Origin of the sequence: Stenotrophomonas sp. 2YAF22 (genome assembly GCF_052114665.1) — a bacterium.
Classification (GTDB): domain Bacteria; phylum Pseudomonadota; class Gammaproteobacteria; order Xanthomonadales; family Xanthomonadaceae; genus Stenotrophomonas; species Stenotrophomonas indicatrix.
In genome coordinates, this window is the sequence record NZ_JBFRFE010000534.1 from 1 (window position 1) to 3,090 (window position 3,090).

At 65.5% G+C, this 3,090-nt stretch carries 2 protein-coding genes; one reads left to right on the forward strand and one right to left on the reverse strand.

Features of this window, described 5'->3' with window-relative positions:
* Positions 1-178: 178 nt before the first annotated feature.
* Positions 179-2,425 carry a TonB-dependent siderophore receptor gene (locus tag AB4Y84_RS17720; protein ID WP_442250561.1) on the reverse strand — a complete coding sequence of 749 codons (2,247 nt, stop codon included), beginning with the start codon at positions 2,423-2,425 and terminating at the stop codon, positions 179-181.
* 287 nt (positions 2,426-2,712) lie between these two features.
* On the opposite strand from AB4Y84_RS17720, the gene AB4Y84_RS17725 reads away from it, so the two are divergent.
* Positions 2,713-3,090, forward strand: a 378-nt coding sequence (locus tag AB4Y84_RS17725) for a protoglobin domain-containing protein (protein ID WP_442250562.1), incomplete at its 3' end; no start/stop codon positions are given.

Genomic DNA, 3,090 nt, shown 5'->3' on the forward strand with positions numbered 1-3,090 from the left:
GGATCTCGGATGGCAGGTGATCGTGGTCGTGACCCATGGCAACAGCTCCTTAGCGATGGGAGTCAGGCTACGCCGGCGGGTGTCGGGAAACTATCACGGTGTTTATAACATTGCAGGCATGCACGGCTGGCGCGAAGCGGGAGGGTGCCGGCCGACGGCCGGCACCACCGCCTGATGATCAGAAGCCGAAACGCAGGCTGGCCCAGTACGCGCGGCCGGGCTCGTTGTAGGTCGCCGCACCGGCGTCACTGCTGTTGGCCTCGCGGAACAGGCGCTTGTCGGCCAGGTTGTTGACGCCGAAGCCCACGCTGACCGTGTCGGTCACCTTGTAGCGCGCGCTCACGCCCCAGACGTTGTACGCGCCGCGGGTCTGCAGCACGGTGGACGCATCGCAGTTGGCGGTGCAGCGCGGATCGTTGTTGATGTTGGCCGTGGCCGGTTCCTGCTTGCCGTAGAAGGTGCCGGTCAGCAGCAGCGACAGCTGCTCGTTGGCCTGCCAGTCCAGCATGGTGTTGACGGTGTACTTGGGAATCACCGACAGCGGCTGGCCGGTGCTCTTGTTTTCGTTCTCCACCATGTAGGTGAAGTTGTTGCTCCACTTCAGGCGGTCGCCCTGCTCGCCCAGCAGCGGGATCACCAGGTTGCCCTCGAGCCCCTGCACGATGGCCTTGGGTGCGTTCTCCCAGCGGAAGATGCGGCCCTTGCGGTCGGCCGTCAGGCCGATCTGGGTGTAACCGGCCTGGATCTTGTCCTTGTAGTCATTGTGGAAATAGGTCAACGAGGCCTGCCAACCGCTCTGCGGTGCCCACTCCACGCCCAGTTCCTTGTTCAGGCTGGTCTCTGCCTTGAGATCCGCATTGCCCTGCATGTAGCAGCCGGCGCCCAGGCTCGGCAACGCGTTCGGGCAGCCGTTGCCACGGGTGTAATACAGATAGTCCGGGTTGGACTGGTACAGGTTCGGCGCCTTGAAGGCGCGTGCGATGCCGCCCTTGACCACCCAGTCACTGTCGAGCCGGAACTGCGCGTTGAGGCTCGGACTGGTGTTGTTGCCGAACTGGCTGTGATGGTCGAAACGCAGGCCCGGGGTCACGATCCAGCGCTCACCGAGGTAGATGTTGTCTTCCACGTAGACGGCGGTGGTCTGTGCATCGGACTTGCCGCGTGCACGATCGGCCGAAAGGCCCGGAATGCCGCCACCGCTGCTGCTGGACTGGCTCATCGAATAGGGATCGGTCAGCCGACTGTCGAGGTACTCGAAGCCCAGCGTCCACACGTTCTCGGCACCGCCGAGGGTGGTCGGGAAGCTGACTTCGCCGTCCAACTGGTAGTTGCGCAGGCGCGAGGTCGACCAGTCGGCGCCATTGAAGCTGCCTTCCGGGCCGCCGGCCAGGCCTTCGTTGATGCGCGAATTGTTGACCCCTTCCACCGCTGCCGTCAGCCGCGAGCTGACATCGCCCCAGCGTCCGCGATGGGTGATCGCGCCGGTGGTGCGGTACATGCGGTTGGTCTCGGCCTGCTGCTCGGCCAGCGCGGCCAGGTCGACGCCGGTGGAGGTACCAGTGGTACTGACCGCACGATCGCCGGCATAGATGTTGCCCTGGCGGCTGGTACCGGCCTCGAACTCGACCACCTGGTTGGCGGTCACGTCCCAACGCAGCAGCGCGTTGACGTCGCGGTTCTTGACGCCTTCGCGGCCCGCCGGCGGTACCGCATTGGCACCGGTGGCGAAGTTGCGGTTGAGATCCAGCGAATCGGCATCGGTCTTGTTGAGGTTGCCGTACAACCGGAACGACAGCGTGTCGGTCATCGGCCCGCTCAGCTGCAGGCCGAGGCGTTCGCTGCCGCCCTCGGCACTGTGTTCGGGCACCAGGCCGTACAGGTCAACCGCACCGGTCAGGTCGCCGGTCGGGCGCTTGGTGATGATGTTGACCACGCCACCGGAGGCGCCCGAGCCATAGCGTGCCGCTGCCGGGCCGCGCAGCACTTCGATGCGTTCGATCATTTCCGCCGGCACCCAATTGGTATCGCCGCGCGTGTTGCGCTCGCCACTGCGGCCCATGCGCACCGCGTCGCGTGCACCCACGCGCTTGCCGTCGATCAGGATCAGGGTGTTTTCCGGCCCCATGCCGCGCAGATCAATCTGCCGGTTGTTGCCGTACTGGCCCGATRCACTGTTGCCGGTCAGATTGACGCCGGGCATCGTCCGCAGCAGTTCGGCGATGTCGTTGACCGGCGGCCGCTTGGCGATGTCCTCGGCGGTGATGGTGGAGGTGCCCAGCGCCTGCCGCGCGATCTGCGAGGCAGTGACATGCACGGTGTCGATATCGGTGGCATCGGTTTCCGCTTGGGCGGTGACGGCAGCGGTGGCCAGCAGCGCAGCGACGGCAAGCGCCAGCGGGCGCGGTGAAAGAGTGTTTGCAGGCATGTTCTGAACCTTCTGGCAGGGCAACGGAAGCCTCTGGCATAGGGCACGAGGCGGCGACGGGGGAGGCGGAACGATCACTGCGGGATGCCCGCATGCCGGTTCCTGCCGTCATTTTTTCACAAATGCGAGTGATTCTCAAATGCGTCAACGCATTGCGGCATCGGCCGGCATGTGCTTCACCCGCGTTTTTCGTCCTGCATGGCGCTTAAACTGGCCGGCTTCCCTGCCATCAACCGTCGACAGCCGCGGCCGATACCGTGGTCTGTTGTGCGCCGTTAGAGATCGACGTGGATACACCCCAACTGGACGAAGCCAGCCAACCGCTGGCTCAGGCCTGGCAGCAGTGTCTGCTGCTGGCCGGCCCCGCCGCCGCCGCGCTGCTGCATGCCGTGGCCGCCGATGCACCGCCGACGCTGGCGCAGCGCTTCTACGAAGTGCTGCTGCAGGACACGCGTGCGCGCCGCTTCCTGTCCCACGAACAGGTCAAGCAGCGCCTGCAACCAGCGATGCAGCGTTGGCTGGCCCAGCTGCTGACCACCGATGCGGATGGTATTGCCGCTACGGTCGCCGCGCAGCGGGTGATCGGCGATGTGCATGCGCGGGTCGGCATTCCGGTTGACCTGGTGGCACGCGGTGCTCGCGTGCTGAAGCACGAACTGTTCGTC